Here is a 22,973-nt window from a genome sequence, read left to right as displayed (position 1 = left end):
TAGAAAATCTTTTTATTTACATTCTATTAACGCATTCCTTTCATCATCTGCATCATCTTCTTAGCACCACCACCTTGCATCATTTTCATCATTTTGCTCATTTGGTTGAATTGCTTTAACAACTGATTTACTTGTTGTACCGATGTACCAGAACCTTTACCTATACGTTGTTTTCTACTAGCGTTTAATATACCCGGGTTGCTTCTTTCTTTAGGCGTCATGGAATAAATTATAGCCTCAATACCTTTAAAAGCATCGTCATCAATATCGACATCTTTCAACATTTTTCCGGCACCAGGAATCATACCCATAAGGTCTTTCATGTTACCCATTTTCTTAATTTGTTGAATCTGACTTAAAAAATCGTCGAAACCAAATTGATTTTTAGCAATTTTCTTTTGAAGCTTGCGAGCTTCCTCCTCATCAAACTGTTCTTGAGCTCTTTCTACCAGCGACACAACGTCTCCCATGCCTAAGATACGATCGGCCATACGTGATGGATAGAAAACATCAATAGCTTCCATTTTCTCGCCAGTACCAATAAATTTGATAGGCTTATTAACTACAGATTTAATTGTAATTGCAGCACCACCTCGGGTATCACCATCTAATTTGGTAAGAATTACACCATCAAAATTTAAAACATCGTTAAATGCCTTTGCTGTATTTACAGCATCTTGACCTGTCATAGAATCTACAACAAACAAGGTTTCTTGTGGCTTAATCGCTTTGTGAATATTAGAAATTTCGGTCATCATCGCTTCATCTACAGCTAAACGACCTGCAGTATCTATAATAACAATGTTGTAACCATTCGCTTTGGCGTGAGCAATACCAGCTTTAGAAATAGCTACAGGATCGGAGTTTCCTTTGTCGCTATAAACCTCAACACCAATTTGACCGCCAACCACATGTAATTGGTCTATAGCGGCAGGACGATACACATCACAAGCTACCAATAATGGTTTTTTATTTTTCTTGTTTTTTAAATAATTAGCAAGTTTACCAGAAAACGTTGTTTTACCAGAACCTTGTAAACCCGACATGAGAATAACACTTGGGTTACCAGAAAGGTTAATGCCTTCGGCATCTCCACCCATAAGTTCGGTTAACTCGTCTTTTACGATTTTAACCATTAATTGCCCAGGTTGTAATGTAGTTAATACATTTTGACCCAGTGCTTTTTCTTTAACTCGGGTTGTGAAATCTTTAGCTATTTTGAAGTTAACATCGGCGTCTAGTAAGGCACGACGCACTTCTTTTAACGTTTCTGCTACGTTTACTTCGGTGATGCTTCCGTGTCCTTTAAGAACGTGTAACGCTTTATCTAATTTATCGCTTAAATTATTAAACATAATTTTTTATTGAAATTTTAAGAATTGCAAATTTAGTGATTTGAAGTGTATTATTGAAGTATCATTTTATAAAATATGAAACAAAAAAAGGTCTGCTAAAACAAAGTTTTAACAGACCTTATAAAGGAAACTTAACTTGATAATTAACCTAACAAACCAAAAAAGATTTAAGATTTCCTTTTACCAAAAGATAATTAACTTTTCTTTTCTAGTACTAATATTTTTTCAATAGAGCCTGATGCACTTAAATCTTTTAGCTCTATTCTACCTGCTGAAACTTCTTTAATTACCCATCTGTGAGTTAAAGCTCCAAAAGGTGGTTGGTTTTCAAACAGCAAACCTAAAAACAAACCGTTATTTCTATACGTTAACCAAGACCCATTATTAACCAGTACATTGTTAGGGTTAAAAACTTTAACATTACCTGTAATTCTAAAATCTATAGAATACATGGCGTAGTTGCTAGTTTTGTCTTCATTACCATCTTTGTATAAGGCTACTTCCCACAAACCAGTAACAAGTGCACCATCAATAAAAATTAAGTCGCCATCAACATCTGGACAATGTCTCTCTAAAACCATTCTACTATTGGCATTCTCTAATTTTATTAAACCAGGTTCAAGTAATGTAATAAACCATTCTAGTTGTAAGTTAGGACGACCTGCCAAATTTATTTGCAATACAAACCCAGTATTTCTAACACCTATTTGGTAAGTACCTTCAACAAATTCACCATTCACTCTAATTTTAACAACATTATTTGGAAAGAATTTTAAAGGCGTCCCTATATACTCTTTTTCGTTGTCTATACCATTAACGCTTAATCTTGCAACTCTCCATAAGCATTCTTGTAAATAGTTTTCAATGCGTTCTTTAGTGAAATCTATAACAACATCGCAGTTTTTCTTTAAAATGGCTCTGTTACCACCAGCTTTGAATAATTTTATTCTACCAGGATCTAAATCGTAAACAAACCACTCTAGCGAGAAATCTACTAAGGTTTCGAACTCTAGTTTTATTAAAGCACCATCATTAATTACACGTGTAGACCATGTGCCTGTTAAAATATTGCCGCCTCTGGCTCTAACCCTAACCACATTATCTTCTTTAAAAACAATGGCATATTCTCTGTAAATCTCTATAAGATTATCGTCATTTCGCTCAAATTCGTAAACAACCCAAGGACATTGTTTTAATAAATTATCTAAACGTTCTTTTGTGAAATCGTCGTCGCCAAAATCGTTGTCATCATCTTCATCACAAGCATTTTTAGCTTCGGCAATAGCATTCCTTAAATCGATATTGTTTTTAACTATAATCTCTGTTCCATCAGCTAATTCCATGGTTACAGGATAGTTTAATTTTGCTATCACTTCGTTATTTTTAACACGATGCATGAATTTGAATAGTTGTCTATCACTTTCAATAGTTACAGTGTTAATTAACTGAAATTCTCTATTATACACTGAAAATGAAATAGGGTACTGAAAATCGATGCATTCTATATCATCGTCTTCTTCATTTTCACCTTTACAATCTTTTGCTAAGTTTATAAATTCTTCGCGGTTATTAACCACAACTTCGGTGTAGTCTGATAATATAATTGTAATAGGATACATTATTTGAAGTTTATCATCATCGTCATCAAACTCTTTAAAAATGGCTGCAACGGTTTTGTAACCTTCAACGGTTGTTATTTTTACTTCAATTCCGTTAGCAATAACCGTTACTGGTAATTGTACCGACAAACAACTGGCATTATCTATAACGTTGTCTTTAGAACCGTCCATTTTCGCAGTAGAACTTATCATAGCTGTAAGTTCGGAACTGGCTGTTAATGCTTCGGCTTCGGTTGGTTCTGTAATTTCGATTACTTCATCTTGACAAGATGTAAATAATAAAAGGGCAAAAAAAGGTATTAATAATAGTGTTCTCATTTTAGTTTTCATGACGTTTGATTTTGGGTTAAACATAGCTTTTTGATTATAAAACAGGATAACTTAAAAAATCCCTACCCTATGTTTGCTTTTTTTTTATTTTAGTAAAACCAACTATAGATAAATATGGAAAAACAATTACAGGAAAACATTTGCGAAGAGCGTATGTTTACTTCTATATTTAATAAATACGCTAAAGATTTACATAACTTTTTATATTATAAGTTTGGCGACCTCTTAAACCCCAAAGATAAAGTACAAGAAGCTTTTGTTAAACTTTGGGAAAATTGTTCTAAAATAACACCCGATAAAGCCAAAAGTTTTGTTTTTACTACCGCCAATAATTTAATGCTTAACGAAGCGGCACACCAAAAGGTTGTTTTAAAGCACCAACAAACCAAACAAAAAATGTATACAAACGAGAGCCCTGAATTTTTAATGCAGGAAACCGAGTATATGGATAAATTACAAAAAGCCCTATCTAACTTAACAGATGCACAACGTGAAGCTTTTATGATGAACCGAGTTGAAGGTAAACGCTTTAAAGAAATTGCAGATATTTTAGAAATTTCGACTAAAGCTGTTGAAAAACGTATTTATGGTGCTTTAGAAAAATTAAGAAAAGATATTAAGGAACTTTAACAAACTACAATGAAGCAAAGCATATTACTAAGAATTATAATTATTTCTTTTTCAATAACTTTAATTGGATTTATTCTAGATTTAGGTAAACGAGATTCAAGTATATTGACAAATTTAAAAGACATATTACTTATGACTCTTTTGCTTTTTATTTTAATTAACTGTTTTTACTTTTTAGTAAAGTATATAATTTACCTAATAAAACTTAGGTTAAAAACAACATAGATTGAATTTATTAAGTGTTGTTAAAAAAAATTTATTTAAGGGTAGGAAAAAATAAAAGCAAACTGTTATATAGTTGTATAAACACATGGAAAGAGAAATTTTAATATCGAAATGGTTGGATAACAACCTAAATCCTGAAGAACTTGAAGCGTTTAAATTGCTTGAAGATTATGATGATTTAGTGAAATTACACAGTGGTTTACAAGCATTTAAAGTAGACGATTACAATACTACTAACGAACTTGAACGTGTTTTAAAAACCATTAAAACTACCAAAAAGCAAACAACACATTGGTTTAAACCATTAATGCGCGTGGCAGCAATACTTGCTATTTGCTTTGGTTTATATTACTATACAACCACCATAGATACTACAATAACAACAGATGTGGCTCAAAAAACATTGGTAGATTTACCCGATAATTCTACTGTAAACTTAAACGCAAAGTCCTATTTAGCATTTAATAAAAGTTCATGGAATAAAGAACGAGAAGTAGAACTTGAAGGCGAAGGCTTTTTTAAAGTAGCAAAAGGCGCGACGTTTCAAGTAAAAACTAAAACAGGAACAGTAACCGTATACGGTACTCAATTTAATGTTAAACAAAGAGAAAACTATTTTGAAGTTATTTGCTACGAAGGTTTAGTTGGTGTTACTTTCAATTCTCAAGAAACTAAATTAAAACCTGGTGACAGTTTTTTAATGATTAATGGGAAAATAATTGCTAATGAAAAAGAAAACAGCGCAACACCTTCGTGGTTAAATAATGAAAGTACGTTTAAAAGTTTACCTTATAAATACGTTATATCCGAATTTGAAAGACAGTATAACGTTAATATAACTCTAAAAAATATAGATACTAACGAGCTATTTACAGGAAGTTTTACACACTCAAACCTAGATTTGGCCTTAAAATCTATAACCCTACCTTTACACCTAACCTATAGTAAAACCAACAATACTATAACTTTAAAACGTGAGTAGAAAACTTACCATTTCTATTTTTTACCTATTGTTTTTTTTGAAAATTGACGTTGTAGAAAGTCAAAACCATCCACAAGAAAAACAACCTTTAATTCGTGTTATAAAAATTTTAGAAACACGCTACAACGTCCGTTTTTCTTATGTTGATCGTGTTATTAAAAATAAAACAACCATATTACCCGATGAAGATGTATTGCTAGACGATGCTTTAAACATTTTAAAAAAGGAAACTCATTTAGATTTTGAGGTTTTAAATAATCGATTTATTGTAATTAAAGACATCGCCGAAACCGAAACTTCAACATTTAATATCCAACGGTTGGATGAAATTATAGTTAGTAATTACCTAACCACGGGTATTACTAAATTAAACGATGGTTCTATTACTATAAAACCTGAAATTTTTGGCATTTTACCTGGTCTTATAGAACCAGATGTTTTACAAACCATTCAAGCCATTCCGGGTGTTATGAGTACCGATGAAACCGTATCGAATATTAATGTGCGTGGTGGTACGCACGACCAAAATTTACTACTTTGGGATGGCATCAAAATGTATCAGTCGGGTCATTTTTTCGGATTAATTTCAGCATTCAACCCATACACCACCAAACGAGTAACTATTTATAAAAACGGAACCAATGCGAAATATGGCGATGGCATATCGAGTGTTATAGACATGCAACTACCTAACGATATTGATAATGAATTTAAAGCTGGTGCAGGATTTAATTTAATTAATGGCGATGCGTTTGCAAAAATACCCTTATCAAAAAAAACAGAGCTTCAACTATCGTTGCGCCGTTCAATTACCGATTTTATTGTAACACCTACATACAGCCAATATTTTAAACGCATATTTCAAGATTCCGATTTATCGAACAATAACAACTCCACTTCCATTTCACAAAACGAATCGTTTTATTTCTACGATGTTACTTTAAAATTTTTGTATGATATAACAGAGAACGATAAAATTCGTATTCACTTTTTAAATGTGAATAACGATTTGAATTACGATGAACAATCTACCGTAAATAACCAAAGTGAAGCTTTAAACAGTAAATTATCGCAAGAAAATTTAGCAACCAGCATCACCTACACCAGAGATTGGAGCCCTAAATTATCTACAACAGCGCAATTATATGTTTCTAATTACGATTTAAATGCTACCAACTTCGACATCACTAAAAATCAACGTTTAATTCAAGAAAACGAAGTGTTTGATGGTGCTTTCAAACTAGACATTAATTATAATAGCAATTCCTCATTCAAAATAAATGGTGGTTATCAATTTAATGAAGTAGGCATAAGTAATTTAGAAGATGTTAACAACCCTATTTTTAGAAGTTATATTAAAGAAGTAATAAGAAGTCATGCCATATACAACGAAGCCGAATACCTATCAAACAATACTAAAACCAGAGTAAAATTAGGAGGTAGACTTAACTATTTTCAGAAATTCGATATGCTTATTCCCGAACCTCGATTGAGTTTTAGCCAACGGTTTTTAAATCATTTTAGAGTTGAAATACTTGGAGAATTTAAAAGTCAGACCACCTCACAAATCATCGATTTACAAAACGACTTTTTAGGTATCGAGAAGCGTCGATGGATTTTATCTAATAATGAAAACATCCCCATTTTAAAAAGTAAACAAGCTTCTGCTGGCATCCATTTTAATAAGAATAAATTATTAATTAGTACCGAGGCTTATATTAAAAAAGTAGATGGTATTACTGCTCGTAGCCAAGGATTTCAAAACCAGTTTCAGTTTGTAAACGATACTGGAAACTACACCATAAAAGGCGTTGATGTATTAATTAACAAGAAATTCAACACCTTTTTAAGTTCCTGGATTTCTTATTCTTACAGCAGTAATAATTACCATTTTAAAAATTTAAACAATGGAGAAGCCTTACCGAATAACACCGATATTCGACATGCTATCTCCTTTGCAAATACCTGTGCTTTAAACAACATAAAGTTTGCTTTGGGCGTCAATTGGTTTTCTGGAAAACCCCATACGGTTCCAAGTGCTTCAGATAATCCAGATGATGATGTAATTACTTATGAATCACCAAATAGTAGCAGATTGCAAAATTATTTACGCGCCGATTGTTCCGCTACTTACAATTTCAACATAACAAATACCGCACGCGGTAGTTTTGGTATTTCTGTATGGAATATTCTAAACAGAAAAAATATTATAAATACCTATTACACTTTAGATGATAATAATGTGGTTAACACCATTGAAAACCAATCGTTAGGCATTACACCAAACATAAGTTTTAGAGTGCATTTTTAAAATTATTTTTCATCTTAAATTAAAATAATCTCTACTTTTTTATTTTAGAAAACGAAACAATCCATTTCATATATTTGATTATAAAATATAAGAACTATGTTACTTTTAAACATCATGGATTTCTCGCTTCCGTTTACAAATCCTGTATTAAAGTTTCTTGTTATTTTAATCATTATTTTATTAGCTCCAATACTGCTTAATAAATTAAAAATCCCTCATATTCTTGGACTTATAGTTGCTGGTGCCATCATTGGTCCAAATGGGTTTAATTTATTATTACGCGATAGTGGTATTATATTATCGGGTACAGCAGGTTTACTTTATATTATGTTTCTAGCAGGGTTAGAAATAGATATGAACGAATTTAAAAAAAACAAATTCAAAAGTCTTTTGTTTGGTTTGTTCACATTTAGTATCCCTATGTTATTTGGTGTTTTAGTTGGGGTTTTTATATTAAAATTTTCAATACTTACATCGGTACTTCTTGCCAGTATGTTTGCTTCTCATACCTTAATTGCATACCCTATTCTAGGAAAATTTGGTGTTACCAAAAACCAATCTGTAAACCTAGTGGTTGGCGGTACTATGATAACAGACACCCTAGCATTATTGGTATTAGCAGTAATAGTTGGTATGACTAAAGGCTCTGTAAGTAGCGAATTCTGGATACGCCATTTTATATCGGTCATCATATTCGGATTTATAGTTTTACACATTTTCCCCATTATTGCAAGATGGTTTTTAAAGCGTTATCATGATAATATATCGCAATATATTTTTGTTTTAGCCATGCTTTTTTTGGGTGCTTTTTTAGCTGAAGTTGCTGGTGTTGAAGCCATAATTGGCGCATTGCTTTCTGGTTTTGCTTTAAACAGATTAATCCCTTCTACATCGGCTTTAATGAACCGTATTGAGTTTGTTGGAAACGCCATTTTTATTCCTTTTTTCCTTATTGGTGTTGGTATGCTGATTGATTATCGGGCATTTTTCACGGATTTTGAAACTATTTTAGTTGCTATAGTTATGACGATTGCTGTTACACTAGCTAAGTTTATAGCGGCTTGGGCAACGCAAAAATCGTTTAAATTTTCAGTAGATGAACGCCGTATCATTTTTGGTTTAAGTATTGCTCATGCTGCAGTTACATTGGCAACCGTATCGGTAGGTTATAACATTATTATTGGCGAAACCGAAACTGGCGAACCTATTAGGCTTTTAGGTGAAAGTATTTTAAATGGCACGATTATCATGATTTTAGTAACCTGCACCATTTCAACGTTTGTGGTACAAAAAGGAGCTAGAAACCTATCGCTTTTTCAATCTACAGCAAAAGACAAAAAGAATTTAGTTAATCAGGAAAAATTTATCATTGCAATTAATAACACCGAAACTGTTGAAGAATTAATTAGTTTAAGTACGATATTAAAATCTAAAGAAAATAAAAATGCGTTGTTTGCAATGCATGTAATAAATCATGATACTACCGATGTTCATGCCGAAACCAATGCTATAAAACTTCTTGATAAAGCTGTAAAAATAGGAGCTTCTACAGATATAAAACTAAACAAATTACTGCGTTATGATTTGAATATTATGAACGGTATATTAAATGTTACCAAAGAAAAAAAAGCCACAGATTTGATTTTAGGTTTACATGTTAAAACCAATATCTCCGAGTCATTTTTAGGCAGTTTAACCGAAGGAGTTTTATCTAAATGCAACGCTACAAGTTTTATTTACAAAGCGTCTCAAACCATTGCTACTATAAAACGGCACATTGTTATTATGCCAAACAATGTAGAAAACGAAGTTGGATTTCCGTTTTGGTTAGATAATATTTGGAATATCTCGTATAATACAGGCGCTAAAATAATTTTTTATGGCACCCAACAAACCATAAAATTCATTCAAAATATTCATGCAGAACATCCTATTGATGCTGATTTTATAACATTCGATAGTTGGAATAATACAAAAGCGCTTTCTAGCAATATAAAGTTAGATGATAATTTAATTTTTATTTTAACCCGAAAAGACGAACCGTCTTATAACAAAAACATAAAAAACATTTCTATTTACTTAAACCGCTATTTTAAATCGAATAATTTTATTTTGGTTTGCCCAATAATGAAAACCCTTCCTATTAATGAAACCATCGAGTTTAATAATCCTTCATTATTGGAACCCATAGAAAAACTTGATGAATTAGGCAAAAACATTGCTAATGTTTTTCGGAAAAATAGATGATTACACTTCCTTCATTACTCTTATAAACATCATAAAATCAGATAAATAACACAATAAAAATGTTTTTCAACGATTTAATGATATTTTAAAAAAATTGTAATATTAAATTATCTATTTTAGATACAACCAACCACTAACTAAGTAAACTAAATATGGCATCACTAAATCCGTTAACTTCAAAATTAGGCTTTAGAAAAGCAAAACATTTGCTTAGACGCGCCACATTTAACTATTCTAAATCACAGTTAGATGCCATTGCAGATATGACGGCTACCGATGCTGTTAATAGTTTAGCTACTTTGCCACCAAACATCTTAGCAGAACCATACGATCCGTTACCAACCTCAAATCCCGATGGGTTTTGGACCTCATCTACAAATCACCCCAACACGTTTACAGGACAAACACGCAAAAGAGCATTGGTTACAGCGTGGTGGTGGTACAATGCGATAAATCAAGTAACGCTAAAACATAAGTTAAGTTTTTTTATACATACTAGTTTTACAGTTGGTAAAGATTCGGGCGCTGGTTTATCTACTAACTTTTATGACCACATTCAATTACTAGATTTATATGCCTACGGAAATTTAAAAACCTTAGCCAAAAAAATAACTTTAGATAATTCGATGCTCGATTATTTAGATAACACAAACAATGTGGCAACAAATCCAAACGAAAATTATGCCCGAGAGTTTCTAGAGTTATTCACAATTTTAAAAGGCCCACAAATAGGTAACGGTAACTACACCAACTATACAGAAATTGATGTACAGCAAGCTGCCAAAGTATTTTCTGGATTTAAACAACAACTTAGCAGAGCCATTATTGATACCGAAACAAATTTACCAAGTGGTTATGCAAACAAAAACCAACACAGTACAAGCAACAAAACATTTAGTGCTGCCTTTAATAACCAAGTAATTATTGGTAAAAATACTGAAACTGGCATGTTTGAAGAATTACATGATTTTGTTGAAATGGTATTTGCACAACCCGAAACTGCAAAAGCTTACTGCCGAAAATTATATAAATTTTATGTGAAAAGTGAATGGAATGAAACTGTTGAAAACGATATTATTACACCACTTTCACAGATACTTATTACTAATAATTACGATATTTTACCTGTGGTAAAAGCATTATTGGCTAGCGAGCATTTTTATGATGCCGATGATGGCAATCCATCTGATAACATTATAGGTTCTATTGTTAAAAGCCCGATGCAACTATTAAACGAAGTTTCTACCTTATTCAATCTTGAATTACCAAACCCTAACACCAATGCGGCACAATACTATGCTAACTTCTTCTTTTATTTTGTGCATAATGTGTATTTAAAAGGTGCTAGTATGGATTTTTTCAATCCAGATTCTGTTGCAGGTTATCCAGCACATTATCAAGAACCCGATTTTGATAGACTTTGGTTTTCATCAAACACACTTATTTCCAGATATAAATTAATTGAAAGTTTAATTCTAGGAAAAAATACCATAACCTCTGGTAACATTTTTGTTAAGCTAGATACCGTTTTGTTTGTTAAAAATAACATTTTAAATCCATCAAACCCTAACGATTTAGTAACTGAAATTGCCAATTTACTATATCCAGAAAGTATAGATACCGATAGAACCAATTATTTTAAAGGCTTTTTAGTGGATGCTGGTTTCCCTGATTATTACTGGACAGGTGCTTGGAGCGACTATATAAGTACAAACGATAATACAACCGTAAAAGTAAGATTAGATGCTTTAATTACAGCCATGATTAACGCAGCAGAATTTCAATTAATGTAAAACCACAAACCATGGAAAGAAGAAAATTTATTAAACTCTCTGCTGCCGCTTCTGCTATAGGACTTACACCTTTTCAATTACAAGCTGCATTAAAATCGTATTTACCTTTTGCTGGATGCCCTAACGTGTCTAACAGGAAACTGGTGTTAATAAATTTAGCAGGTGCCAATGATGGTTTAAATACAGTAATTCCCTTAAACCAATACGATACGTATAGCAATTTAAGACCAAACATAAAAATTCCAGAAACTGGATTAAATAAATACATAACCTTAGATACTACGTTGCCTTCAAACCAGCAAGTAGGTTTAAACCCTGCGTTAACAAGTTTTAAATCACTTTACGATAAAAGTTGGCTTCGCATTATACAATCTGTTGGATATCCATCACAAAATAAAAGTCATTTTAAATCAACCGATTTATATTTAACTGGAAATGATGGCAATAGTCTTTTAAATGGTGTAGATTCTGGTTGGATGGGACGCTTTATGGAATTATACTATCCAAACCTTATCATAGAAAATTTTCCACTTGCTGTTGAAATTGGCTCTAGCAAAACATCACTTGGGTTTCATGGTGAAGAAGCTCACGGTTTAGCGTTAAATATTACAGGACAAGATCCTTCGGGGTTTTATTCTATTTTAAATGGTTTAGGTGGTGTGCCACCTACCAACATTCCTAATACCGATTATGGCAAAGAACTGGAATTTATAAAAAATACGGATGCGCTATCAAACCAATATGCGCAATCTATTTCCAATGCTTTTAATTCTGGACAAAATGATATAAGTTACCCAAATACCGATATTGCAAACCAATTAAAAACAGTGGCACGTTTAATTAGTGGCGATTTACAAACCAAAATTTATATGGTACGTTTGGGCGGTTTTGATACACACAATGCTCAGGTACAAGCAACAGGAGATGTTACTGGTAAACATTACGATTTGCTAACGCAATTATCACAAGCTATTGAATCTTTTATGAACGATTTAAAAAGTCAGAATATAGCTGAAGATGTTGTTGGCTTAACATTTTCTGAATTTGGAAGAAAAGCAGGAGAAAATGGCAGCTTAGGCACCGACCATGGAGAAATTGCACCTATGTTTGTTTTTGGAGAACCTGTTTATGGTGGCGTTTCAGGGATAAACCCTAATTTAACAGAAGCTACTAGTAGTAATAATTACCAAATACAAACGGTACAATATGATTACCGACAAACCTTTGCTACATTATTACAGGACTTTTTAGGAGCGCCAAATACTATTATAGATGGCACCTTTTTTAACCACACTACCAACGAAAGTTTTACAGATTTAAAAATAAGTGACCTCATAAAAGAACCTTACGCTGTTACTGCAAGTTGTTTAGGATCTTTGAATACAGATGATCCCACAAATTCTGAAAAAAAATGGATTTTATACCCCAATCCATTTAACAATGTGCTTCATTTATCTCTTGAAGATGATACACATTCTGTAAACTACAAAGTTTATAATACTTCAGGGAATTTACTTTTTAACAAAACCGAACCCACAACTTTTGGAAAATTAAGCATGAATTTATCAAATCTAAGTTCTGGTGTTTACATCATTGAAATAACGACTGGTGGTAAAAAAGAAATTCATAAAGTGATTAAAATGTAGTGTTTAACAAAATTTAAACAATGAGGCATTTCACAAACAAAAAATTGTGACAAAAAAAAGCATCAAGAAAATAAACCAATTAGTTAAGACTTGCCAAACTTGCCTTTAACGTTTCAATTTTTGCCAGAGCATCTGCCTCCTTATTGCGTTCGTTTGCAATAACTTGCTCGGGTGCTCCTGCTACAAAACGCTCGTTAGACAGTTTCTTTTGAACCGATTTCAAAAAGCCTTCGGTGTAATTTAACTCTTCGGTTAATTTTTTTATTTCGGCTTCTACATCGATGCTTCCTGCCATAGGAATAAAATACTCGTTAGATTTAACACGATAAGTTAAAGCGCCTTCAACAGCTTCTGTAACATAGTCTATGCTTTCTAAGTTGCCGAGTTTAGCAATGATGCCATCGAACGTAATACTGGTATTTTCGTTGTTAATTACAGAAAAACCAATAACATCTTTAAAAGCAATGTTTTTTTGTTTTCTAACATTTCTTATTCCCGAAATAACTTCTGATGCAAATTCAAACTCATTAATTAAAGTTTCATTAACGGGTTTAGCTTCTGGCCATTTTGCAATAATTAAAGCTTCTTCTGGTGTACGCTCTTTAATGTAATGCCATATATCTTCGGTTAAAAATGGCATAAACGGATGCACAATTTTTAAATTTTCTTCGAAAATTGCAATGATAGCATTGTAAGTTACTTGGTCTATAGGTTGTTGGTACGCTGGTTTTACCATTTCTAATAGCCAACCACAGAAATCGTCGTAAATTAATTTGTAAATAGCCATTAACGCATCGCTTAAACGGTATTTACTAAAGTGATCTTCAATTTCGATTAAGGCTTTTTGAAACTTCGACTCGTACCACTCGATAGCAATTTTGCTAGCTTCTGGTTGTTCGATGTTTTCGCTAATGTCCCAACCATCAACTAATCGGTAAGCATTCCAAATTTTGTTACCAAAACCTTTTCCTTGTTGACAAAGCGCTTCGTCGAACATTAAATCATTTCCTGCTGCACTACTTAACAACAGACCAACACGAACACCATCGGCGCTATATTCTTCAATAAGTTTTAAGGCATCCGGTGAATTCCCTAACGATTTACTCATTTTACGACGTTGTTTATCGCGCACTAAACCAGTTAAATACACATTGTTGAATGGTTTTTCACCGGTGTATTCGTAACCTGCAATAATCATACGTGCTACCCAGAAAAACAAAATATCTGGACCCGTAACCAAATCGTTTGTTGGGTAATAATATTTTATATCGTCGTTTTCAGGATTTCTAATGCCATCAAACACACTCATAGGCCACAACCAAGAAGAAAACCACGTATCTAAAGCATCGGTTTCTTGTTTTAAATCCTTAAGCGTTAGTTTGTGGTTATTGGTTTTTTGTTTTGCTAATTCTAAAGCTTCATTAATGGTTTCGGCAACTACAAAATCTTCTTTACCATCGCCGTAGTAATACGCTGGTATTTGTTGTCCCCATAATAACTGACGAGAAATATTCCAATCGCGGATATTTTCCATCCAATGACGATAGGTGTTTTCGAACTTTTTAGGGAATAATTTAATTTCTGAATCTTCACCCAAAACGGCCTCAATGGCTGGTTTTACGAGTTCTTCCATTTTTAAAAACCACTGGTCGCTTAATCGAGGCTCGATAACCGCTTTGGTACGTTCTGATGTACCAACTTTATTAATATGTGTTTCTGTTTTAAGCAGCGTACCATTTTCTTCTAGTTCTTTGGCTATTGCCTTTCGAACCACAAAACGATCTTGCCCTTCGTAATGCATACCAAAACTATTTAAAGTGGCATTGGCATTAAAAATATCGATGACTTCTAGGTTATGTTTATCGCCTAAATTTTTATCGTTTTCGTCGTGTGCAGGCGTCACTTTTAAACAACCTGTACCAAATTCCATATCGACATAGTCATCTTCAATAATAGGAATAACACGATTACAAATAGGCACTATGGCATTTTTTCCACGTAAGTGTGCAAAACGTTCGTCGTTTGGGTTAATACAAATAGCGGTATCTCCAAAAATGGTTTCAGGACGCGTTGTTGCAATGGTTAAGGTATCGTTACTGCCTTCAATTTTATATTTTAAATAGTAAAGATTTCCTTGTTTTTCTTCATAAATAACCTCTTCGTCCGAAAGGGTTGTTTGCGCTTCCGGATCCCAGTTAACCATGCGGTAACCACGATAAATATGTCCTTTATTAAATAAATCGACAAAAACTTTTATTACTGCTTCAGACATATCGTCATCCATAGTAAACTTAGTTCTATCCCAATCGCAAGAACAGCCTAACTTTTTAAGTTGCTCTAAAATAACACCACCATATTCGTGGGTCCAATCCCAAGCGTGCTTTAAAAACTCATCGCGTGATAAATCGTTTTTATCGATGCCCTGCTCTTTTAATTTAGCTACTACTTTTGCTTCGGTAGCAATAGAGGCATGGTCTGTACCAGGCACCCAACAAGCATTTTTGCCTTGTAAACGTGCACGACGAATTAAAACATCTTGAATGGTATTATTAAGCATATGCCCCATGTGTAAGACCCCAGTAACGTTTGGTGGCGGAATTACTATGGTGTAAGGTTCTCTCTCATCTGGTGTGGAATGAAAATAATTATGTTTCATCCAGTAGTCGTACCATTTGTTTTCTACCTGACTTGCATCATATTTTGAAGGCATTTGCATACTTTGGAATAGTTTTTGAATATTAGTTTGCAAAAGTACTTATATTTCTTGTGTTGTGAAATGTGCAACGCTAAAAATTTAAGGTTTGCAAACAATTAAAATCATAGTTTAAAATGACGTGTTTAATTAAAATTATGTTAACAAACATGCATTACGTCCAATATTTTTGGGGTTTGACTAAAAAGTAACTATGTTTGAACTTTAAAAAGATTATAAATACGGAAGATATTATTAACAATATAACATTAAAATCATGAAAAAAATAATTACTATTTTATTTATAGGTGTATTAAGTTTAACAATGAATGCTCAAGATAAAGCAGCTAAAATTGAATTTAAAACAGATACTATAGACTACGGAACTATTGAAAAAGGAGCAAACGGGGTTCGTGTTTTCGAATTTACAAATACAGGTGATGCGCCATTAATTATTTCGAATGTAACATCTAGCTGTGGTTGTACAGTACCAAGTTGGACTAAAGATCCTGTTATGCCAAAAGCTTCTGGTAAAATTGAAGTTAAATACGACACGAACAGAGTAAGCCCTATTAGAAAAACCATTACGGTAATGTCTAACGCAACAACACCTACGGTAGCTTTAAAAATTAAAGGTGAAGTTATTGAGTCTAACAGTTCTAATGTTTTAGAAAAAAAAGGAAAAAGTATCGTGCAACAATAAGCACATTTAAAACACAATAAATTAAAACGCTGAGAATATCTCAGCGTTTTTTATTTAGTTTAAAAGAGGACTTTCCAGTTTAAAATTAAAATTGAGAATGATACCCTTTCTGTCTACGCGTAATTTAATTTGCTTACCGTCGTCATCATAAAATTTCTCCATAACTTGCTGTAATGTAAATTGATGCGCAGGCTTTCCGTTTATAGTTAAAATAATATCGTTAATTTTTAAACCTGCTTTGTATGCTGCAGAGTTTTCACGGAGTTCTATAACTGCATATGCTGGTTTCAATGTTAGCTTGTATTGTGGATTTAAAATTATTCGAGTGCTATTCGAAGCATTTTCGTTTCTTAACATACTCGATTTCTCTAAATCGATTTTATCATCTTGTTCCCGAACCAATCGCAATCCGTTATGATGTAATTCAATACCGCTTTTGTTGTAATAAAATGGTTCTTTAAAATATTTGTTCTTTTTTAACATAACAATCGCATTTTTATAATCGAAAACCAGATTAAAACGCTTTAAAATATTTCCCGAAATACTACCATTTCTACTGGTGTGCTTTTTTGCATAAACTATAAACAACGAATCGGGATAAGCTACATTGGTGGTTTCTAAATTAAAACTACCAATAGTAAATCGATCTAACTTCGATCGCTTCCCGTAAACACTTCCACTCAAGCCGTGCCCTAAAAAATCATTAAAAAAAGCTTTATCAGATTTTATTCCTAGTGAATCACTTTCAAATAACCACAAGGCATCACTCCCACCCGTATCTATAAGTAATTTCACAGGTATTTTAGCATTTTCTTTTCCAATCGATGCAGCAACAAATGGCTTATTATTATAAAACTCCAAATTTAAAAGCTCGCACTTTCTACAAACTTTATACTTGTACTTACTGGGGTTTGTTAATTTTAAATATTGTTTCGCATAATTAATCTCCACTACCAAATCTTTAAACAAATCGAACCCAATAATACCATGAACAGGAAATCCTAACTTAGACGAAAAATCTAAATCTGCATTGTAAATAGCATATAAGTCCTGATTTAAATTAATAGCATCGCCCACTCGAAACATATTTTTTTCAGATTTGTAGGCTTCAATTTGTTCTCCTTCACCCAAACCTCTTAAAAAAACCTTCTCTGTCTTTTTTATTTTTAAACTATCAGAAATATTAAAAATATTAAACACAATAGGCTTACTAACCCCGGTGTCTAGCAAAAAAGAGAGGGTTACACCATTAATTTCAACGGGCAGAATAACTAAATTATTAACTAATTGAAACTTGATTTTATCGGTTTCCTTATCGTTTTGAACATAAAATTTGCCCTGCGAGAATGCCAAATTGCTCAACAGCCAAAGAATCCATAAAAAATAACAAGATTTTTTCATTTCAATTACACAAAAGGTAAACCTGTTTAATTTACAAATCTTTAATTTACTATAAACAATTTAATCGCTATTTTAAAAAAACTTTAAGATAATTTTCTCAACTTTGCGCCCTATAATTTTTAAAAAATGCCAACTATTTCTAGAAAAGGGCTTTTAATGCCAGAATCTCCAATACGTAAATTAGTGCCGTTTGCAGAACAAGCTGTAAAAGACGGTAAATCCATATATTACCTTAATATTGGTCAACCCGATATTAAAACACCAGAAGTAGCACTTGAAGCCGTAAAAAACAATACGGTAGAAATATTATCATATTCAAGATCTGAAGGTTCCGATACTTACAGAAAAAAACTAGCGGCCTATTACAATAAATTCGATATTGATGTAACTCACAAAGACATTGTTGTAACAACAGGAGCTAGCGAAGGATTATTATTTTTATTTAGCAGCATCATGGATCCCGGCGATGAAGTTATCATTTCCGAGCCATTTTACGCAAATTACATTGCGTTTTCAACCTCATCGGGAGTAAACGTCGTACCAGCCGTGTGTAGCATCGAAGATAATTTCGCATTACCATCTATCGAAACCTTCGAAAAACTTATCACGCCTAAAACCAAAGCTATTTTAATTTGTAACCCAGGAAACCCTACCGGTTACTTATATTCAAAAGAAGAAATAAACAAACTCGCTTCTTTAGCAATAAAACACGATTTGTTTTTAGTTGCCGACGAAGTTTACAGAGAATTCGTTTACGACGGCCAATCACATTACTCCATCATGCAAGTAGAAGGACTCCAAGAGCATGCCGTAGTAATAGACTCTGTTTCAAAACGTTACAGTATGTGTGGTGCGCGCGTGGGTTGTTTAGTTTCAAAAAACAAAACAGTGTTGCAAACGGTTTTAAAATTTGCACAAGCACGTTTAAGTCCGCCAACTTACGCTCAAATAGCCAGTGAAGCAGCTTTAGACACGCCACAAAGTTATTTCGACGATGTTATTGCCGAATATGTAGAGCGTCGCGACACCCTAATAACCGAATTACGTAAAATAGACGGTGTAAAAGTAGGAACCCCAAAAGGCGCATTTTACTGCATTGTAGAATTGCCAATAAAAAATTCCGATGACTTTGCACAGTGGCTTCTAGAATCATTCGACGTTAATGGCGAAACCGTTATGGTAGCTCCCGCTGGCGGATTTTATTCCACACCAGGCCTGGGCTTAAACCAAGTACGCATCGCCTATGTGCTTAAAAAAGAGAGCCTTATAAAAGCCGTTCATATTTTAAAAGAAGCCTTAAAAGTTTATAAAGACTAATACAATAAAAAGCTAGAAATTTTAGTTACATTTAGGGCGTTACCACAAGGGTCGGGCTATTCATTACAATCTTTTTTTTCGTACCTCAAAAAAAGGATTTCCATTGCTATCCCTAACGCAGTAATAACTAAACATAAATTTTCATAGGTGCACATACAACAAAATTTTTCATTAAAACCTTTTAATACATTCGGTATTAATGTAAATGCCAGTCACTTTGTATCGGTTTCAACAGTTTCCGAATTAAAATCGGTTTTAAGTTTAAAAGAATACCCTAAAAAACTCATACTCGGTGGCGGTAGCAACATGCTGCTAACCAAAGATTTTAACGGATTGGTAATTCACATCAACCTAAAAGGTATTGAAGTTGTAAATGAAGATTCCGATTTTGTTTATGTAAAAGCCCATGCTGGCGAAAACTGGCACGACTTTGTGTTATGGTGTTTAAGCCATAATTATGGTGGCGTTGAAAACCTATCGCTTATTCCAGGTAATGTAGGTACGGCACCTATTCAAAATATTGGTGCTTATGGTGTAGAATTAAAAGATGTGTTTCACACCTGTGAAGCTATGCATATAAACACCGGCGAAATAACCTCGTTTACAAACGCCCAATGTCAATTTGGCTACCGTCATTCCATTTTCAAACAAGAAGCCAAAGACCAATACATTATTACTCAGGTTACTTTTAAACTAACTAAACATGAGCATAAGCTTCATATTAACTATGGTACAATAGCATTAGAGTTAGAACAAATGCACATTAAAAACCCGAGTATTCAAGATATTTCAAAAGCAGTTATTTCAATAAGAGAAAGCAAACTTCCAAACCCTAAAGTTATTGGTAATAGCGGTAGTTTCTTTAAAAATCCTATTGTTTCAAAATCACTCTATCAAACATTACTTCAAAATTTCGAAGACCTTCCAAGTTATCCTGTTTCAGAAACCGAAGTAAAAATTCCAGCAGGTTGGCTTATTGAAAAAGCAGGTTTTAAAGGCAAGCGCTTTGGCGATTATGGGGTGCATAAAAACCAGGCTTTAGTGCTTGTAAATTACGGAGATGCCACTGGAAACGACATTTTAGAACTTTCAAAACTCATACAAGAAACCATAAAACGCCTGTTTAACGTATCTATTGAGGCCGAGGTTAATATCATTTAATTAATCTCAAAAGAATTTCTAACTTTACAGCATGTCATTAAAGTTTCAACTTTAAAACAAATTACATTGATATCACCAATCGAAAAACAAATAGTTAGTCTACTTGAGCAAAGCGACAAGAAAGCCATGACGCTTTTGTACGACAACTATGGTGACGCTTTATACGGTGTCATTAAAAAAATTATTACCGATGATGATACAGCGCAAGATGTGCTTCAAGAAACTTTTATAAAAATTTGGCGATATTCTGGTAAATACGATGCCACCAAAGCTAAACTTTTTACATGGTTGTACCGCATTGCCTATAACACAGCCATCGATAAAGTGAGATCTTTAAAAAACAAAGATGAAAACGAAATCCAAATCGAAACTTCAACCGTATATAAAATAACAACAAATGCATTAAATGAAGAAGTTTTAGATATTAAAAAGCATCTTAATAACTTAGACGAGAAATATCAAATAGTATTAAACGCCCTTTTTTTTGAGGGCATGACCCAACAAGAAGCTAGCGACGAATTAAATATTCCGTTAGGTACTATAAAATCGAGATTAAAAATTGGATTACGTGAATTAAAGAAAATTTATAATCCTTAATAAAAACCGTCATGAATGAGAAAATAATTACTTTTTTAAATTCTGGCCTATTAGAAAAATATCTTTTAGGAGACACCAATATGGCTGAAACCGAATTGGCAGAAACCTATATTTCAAAATATCCAGAAGTACATAATGCTTACAACACCTTACAATATAACTTAGAAATTGTTGCAAAAAGTAATGCGGTTGAAGCACCAAGACATATTTTAGATAATATTTTAAACGAGCTAGACGAAGCGCCTGTTATTCAATTAAAAAAATACAAAAAATGGCATAAAATTGGCGTTGCAGCCAGTGTAGCTGCTCTACTTTTTGCTGGAACTTCGTATATTTTTTATAACCAAAACAAAAAGCTTAGCGAAGAAAACCAAATTGTTGTAGATGAAATTTTCGATTTACGTAGTGACATTGAAATGAACAACCGTAAATTGGATGATGTTATGAATCAGTTTAAAGAACTTAACGATCCTGATACATATAAATACATCATGCAAGGTAATTACCGTGCTAAAAATTTAAAAACGGTTGCTTACATCAATCCGAAAGACAAAACTTCCATGATTGATGTGGTTTCTTTACCGCAATTGCCAGAAGAACAATGTTACCAGATATGGGCAGAAATTCAGGACAAAATGGTAAGCCTTGGTATTTTAACTCAAACAGATCGCGAATTACGAGCCATACCATACACAGAAAATGCAACAGCTTTAAACATTACCATAGAGCCTAAAGGTGGTAACACCACAGCCTCATTAGATAATTCTGTAGCAGAAATCGATTTACAATAATAATATTCCATTAATCCATAAAAAAAGCCTCGTTTAAATAAACGAGGCTTTTTTTTATTTCATTTATAAATCTGTTCTTTATCAAATAAAGCTTTATGAATAAATCCTGCAACAATGGCACCAGCAATTGGAGCTAACCAGAACAACCATAACTGACCCATATACTCGCCACCTGCAAACAACGCCTGACTGGTTGAACGAGCCGGATTAACAGAAGTGTTAGTAATAGGAATACTAATTAAATGTATTAAGGTAAGACCTAAACCAATGGCAATAGGTGCAAAACCTTTTGGAGCACGTTCGTTGGTACTGCCTAAAATAATTAACAAGAAAAATGCCGTTAATAAAAACTCTGCAATTAAAGCAGCTGTCATAGAATATCCGTCGGGCGATAATGAGTCGTAACCGTTTGAAGCAAAGCCTCCAATAGTTTCAAAGCCCGATTTTCCAGATAAAATTAAAAATAAAGCTCCCGCAGCTGCAATGGCTCCAATAAGCTGGGCTATAATATAACCTAACAAATCTTTGGCTTCAAACTTTCCGCCAGCCCACAAACCTAAGGAAACAGCAGGGTTAAAATGCCCTCCAGAAATATGGCCTACAGCATATGCCATGGTTAATACGGTTAGACCAAAAGCTAGTGCAACACCAGCAAATCCTATACCTAATTCTGGGTATCCTGCTGCAAATACAGCACTACCACAACCTCCAAAAACTAGCCAGAAGGTTCCAAAAAATTCTGCAAATAATTTTTTCATTTTTATTTATTGGTTTCAGTTAATATATAAATGTAATAAATAACTTAAAACAAAAGACTTATTAGCTAAAAATTTAGAGGCACTTGTTAGCATCAAATTCATTGCTAATTCCTAGCGAATAAACTATCTTTGCATTATATTTTATTTTTAAATTAAGCAATCAAAACACACTTTTGGTTCTTTACATATAAAAACAAACGAAAAGCAGATGAAACTTTTATTCATTACATTAATTCTACTAGGTCTTGGAATAGCCGGCATTGCCATTAAATTGTGGGCAAAAAAAGACGGTAAATTTTCTGGAACCTGTGCAAGTCAAAACCCAATGTTAAACAAAACAGGGGAATCTTGTGGATTTTGTGGTAAAACACCAGACCAATTCGATACCTGTAACGAACCTCAACATTCTTAAATC

General features: G+C 33.1%; 17 protein-coding genes. 12 read left to right on the top strand and 5 right to left on the bottom strand.

Annotation, left to right across the window (positions count from 1 at the left end; all coding sequences use genetic code 11):
* Positions 1-26: 26 nt before the first annotated feature.
* Complete coding sequence (gene ffh, locus AW14_RS08310) at positions 27-1,355, bottom strand: signal recognition particle protein (RefSeq protein WP_044638396.1); 1,329 nt, start codon at positions 1,353-1,355, stop codon at positions 27-29.
* Positions 1,356-1,549: 194 nt separating this feature from the next.
* A complete protein-coding gene (locus tag AW14_RS08305) occupies positions 1,550-3,304 on the bottom strand; it encodes a hypothetical protein (RefSeq protein WP_154662142.1) in 1,755 nt (584 codons plus the stop codon).
* 114 nt (positions 3,305-3,418) lie between these two features.
* On the opposite strand from AW14_RS08305, the gene AW14_RS08300 reads away from it, so the two are divergent.
* The 6 genes from AW14_RS08300 to AW14_RS08275 all read left to right on the top strand — a co-directional run bounded on the left by AW14_RS08300 (position 3,419) and on the right by AW14_RS08275 (position 13,138).
* Positions 3,419-3,934: an RNA polymerase sigma factor gene (locus AW14_RS08300; RefSeq protein ID WP_044638394.1), complete on the top strand. Its 516-nt coding sequence runs from the start codon at positions 3,419-3,421 to the stop codon at positions 3,932-3,934.
* A 310-nt stretch (positions 3,935-4,244) separates the two neighbouring features.
* Positions 4,245-5,141, top strand: a complete 897-nt coding sequence (locus AW14_RS08295) for a FecR family protein (protein WP_044638393.1) — start codon at positions 4,245-4,247, stop codon at positions 5,139-5,141.
* On the top strand, positions 5,134-7,452 hold the full coding sequence (locus AW14_RS08290) for a TonB-dependent receptor plug domain-containing protein (RefSeq protein ID WP_044638392.1): 2,319 nt from the start codon (positions 5,134-5,136) through the stop codon (positions 7,450-7,452). Before AW14_RS08295 ends, AW14_RS08290 begins: the two co-directional genes overlap by 8 nt.
* Positions 7,453-7,548: 96 nt before the next feature.
* The gene (locus tag AW14_RS08285; protein WP_044638391.1) at positions 7,549-9,699 is read left to right on the top strand and encodes a cation:proton antiporter; all 2,151 of its coding nucleotides are present in this window, start codon (positions 7,549-7,551) and stop codon (positions 9,697-9,699) included.
* A gap of 152 nt (positions 9,700-9,851) precedes the next feature.
* Complete coding sequence (locus AW14_RS08280; protein WP_044638390.1) at positions 9,852-11,492, top strand: DUF1800 domain-containing protein; 1,641 nt, start codon at positions 9,852-9,854, stop codon at positions 11,490-11,492.
* A gap of 11 nt (positions 11,493-11,503) precedes the next feature.
* Positions 11,504-13,138 (top strand): DUF1501 domain-containing protein, encoded by a 1,635-nt coding sequence (locus AW14_RS08275; protein ID WP_052647457.1) that lies wholly within the window; start codon positions 11,504-11,506, stop codon positions 13,136-13,138.
* A gap of 79 nt (positions 13,139-13,217) precedes the next feature.
* Here AW14_RS08275 and AW14_RS08270 read toward each other — a convergent pair whose 3' ends face one another.
* Positions 13,218-15,854 (bottom strand): valine--tRNA ligase, encoded by a 2,637-nt coding sequence (locus tag AW14_RS08270; RefSeq protein ID WP_044638389.1) that lies wholly within the window; start codon positions 15,852-15,854, stop codon positions 13,218-13,220.
* A 253-nt stretch (positions 15,855-16,107) separates the two neighbouring features.
* Between AW14_RS08270 and AW14_RS08265 the strand changes: the two genes are divergently transcribed.
* Positions 16,108-16,533, top strand: a complete 426-nt coding sequence (locus AW14_RS08265) for a DUF1573 domain-containing protein (RefSeq protein ID WP_044638388.1) — start codon at positions 16,108-16,110, stop codon at positions 16,531-16,533.
* A 54-nt stretch (positions 16,534-16,587) separates the two neighbouring features.
* On the opposite strand, the gene AW14_RS08260 is transcribed toward AW14_RS08265, so the two are convergent.
* Positions 16,588-17,934, bottom strand: a complete 1,347-nt coding sequence (locus tag AW14_RS08260) for a PDZ domain-containing protein (RefSeq protein ID WP_044638387.1) — start codon at positions 17,932-17,934, stop codon at positions 16,588-16,590.
* Between the two features lie 126 nt (positions 17,935-18,060).
* Here AW14_RS08260 and AW14_RS08255 point away from each other — a divergent pair, with 126 nt between their 5' ends.
* The 4 genes from AW14_RS08255 to AW14_RS08240 all read left to right on the top strand — a co-directional run bounded on the left by AW14_RS08255 (position 18,061) and on the right by AW14_RS08240 (position 21,800).
* A complete protein-coding gene (locus AW14_RS08255; protein ID WP_044638386.1) occupies positions 18,061-19,251 on the top strand; it encodes a pyridoxal phosphate-dependent aminotransferase in 1,191 nt (396 codons plus the stop codon).
* A gap of 147 nt (positions 19,252-19,398) precedes the next feature.
* On the top strand, positions 19,399-20,412 hold the full coding sequence (gene murB, locus AW14_RS08250; protein ID WP_044638385.1) for a UDP-N-acetylmuramate dehydrogenase: 1,014 nt from the start codon (positions 19,399-19,401) through the stop codon (positions 20,410-20,412).
* 66 nt (positions 20,413-20,478) lie between these two features.
* Positions 20,479-21,009, top strand: coding sequence for an RNA polymerase sigma factor (locus AW14_RS08245; RefSeq protein WP_044638384.1), 531 nt, complete (start codon positions 20,479-20,481; stop codon positions 21,007-21,009).
* Between the two features lie 11 nt (positions 21,010-21,020).
* Positions 21,021-21,800 carry an anti-sigma factor gene (locus AW14_RS08240; protein WP_044638383.1) on the top strand — a complete coding sequence of 260 codons (780 nt, stop codon included), beginning with the start codon at positions 21,021-21,023 and terminating at the stop codon, positions 21,798-21,800.
* Between the two features lie 59 nt (positions 21,801-21,859).
* On the opposite strand, the gene aqpZ is transcribed toward AW14_RS08240, so the two are convergent.
* Complete coding sequence (gene aqpZ, locus AW14_RS08235) at positions 21,860-22,558, bottom strand: aquaporin Z (protein WP_044638382.1); 699 nt, start codon at positions 22,556-22,558, stop codon at positions 21,860-21,862.
* 208 nt (positions 22,559-22,766) lie between these two features.
* Between aqpZ and AW14_RS08230 the strand changes: the two genes are divergently transcribed.
* Positions 22,767-22,970, top strand: coding sequence for a membrane or secreted protein (locus AW14_RS08230; protein ID WP_044638381.1), 204 nt, complete (start codon positions 22,767-22,769; stop codon positions 22,968-22,970).
* The last annotated feature ends 3 nt before the right edge of the window (positions 22,971-22,973 follow it).

This window comes from Siansivirga zeaxanthinifaciens CC-SAMT-1, assembly GCF_000941055.1.
Taxonomy (GTDB): Bacteria; Bacteroidota; Bacteroidia; order Flavobacteriales; family Flavobacteriaceae; genus Siansivirga; species Siansivirga zeaxanthinifaciens.
Note: the sequence above shows the minus strand (reverse complement) of the source record. Positions and strands in the feature narration are given on the sequence as shown.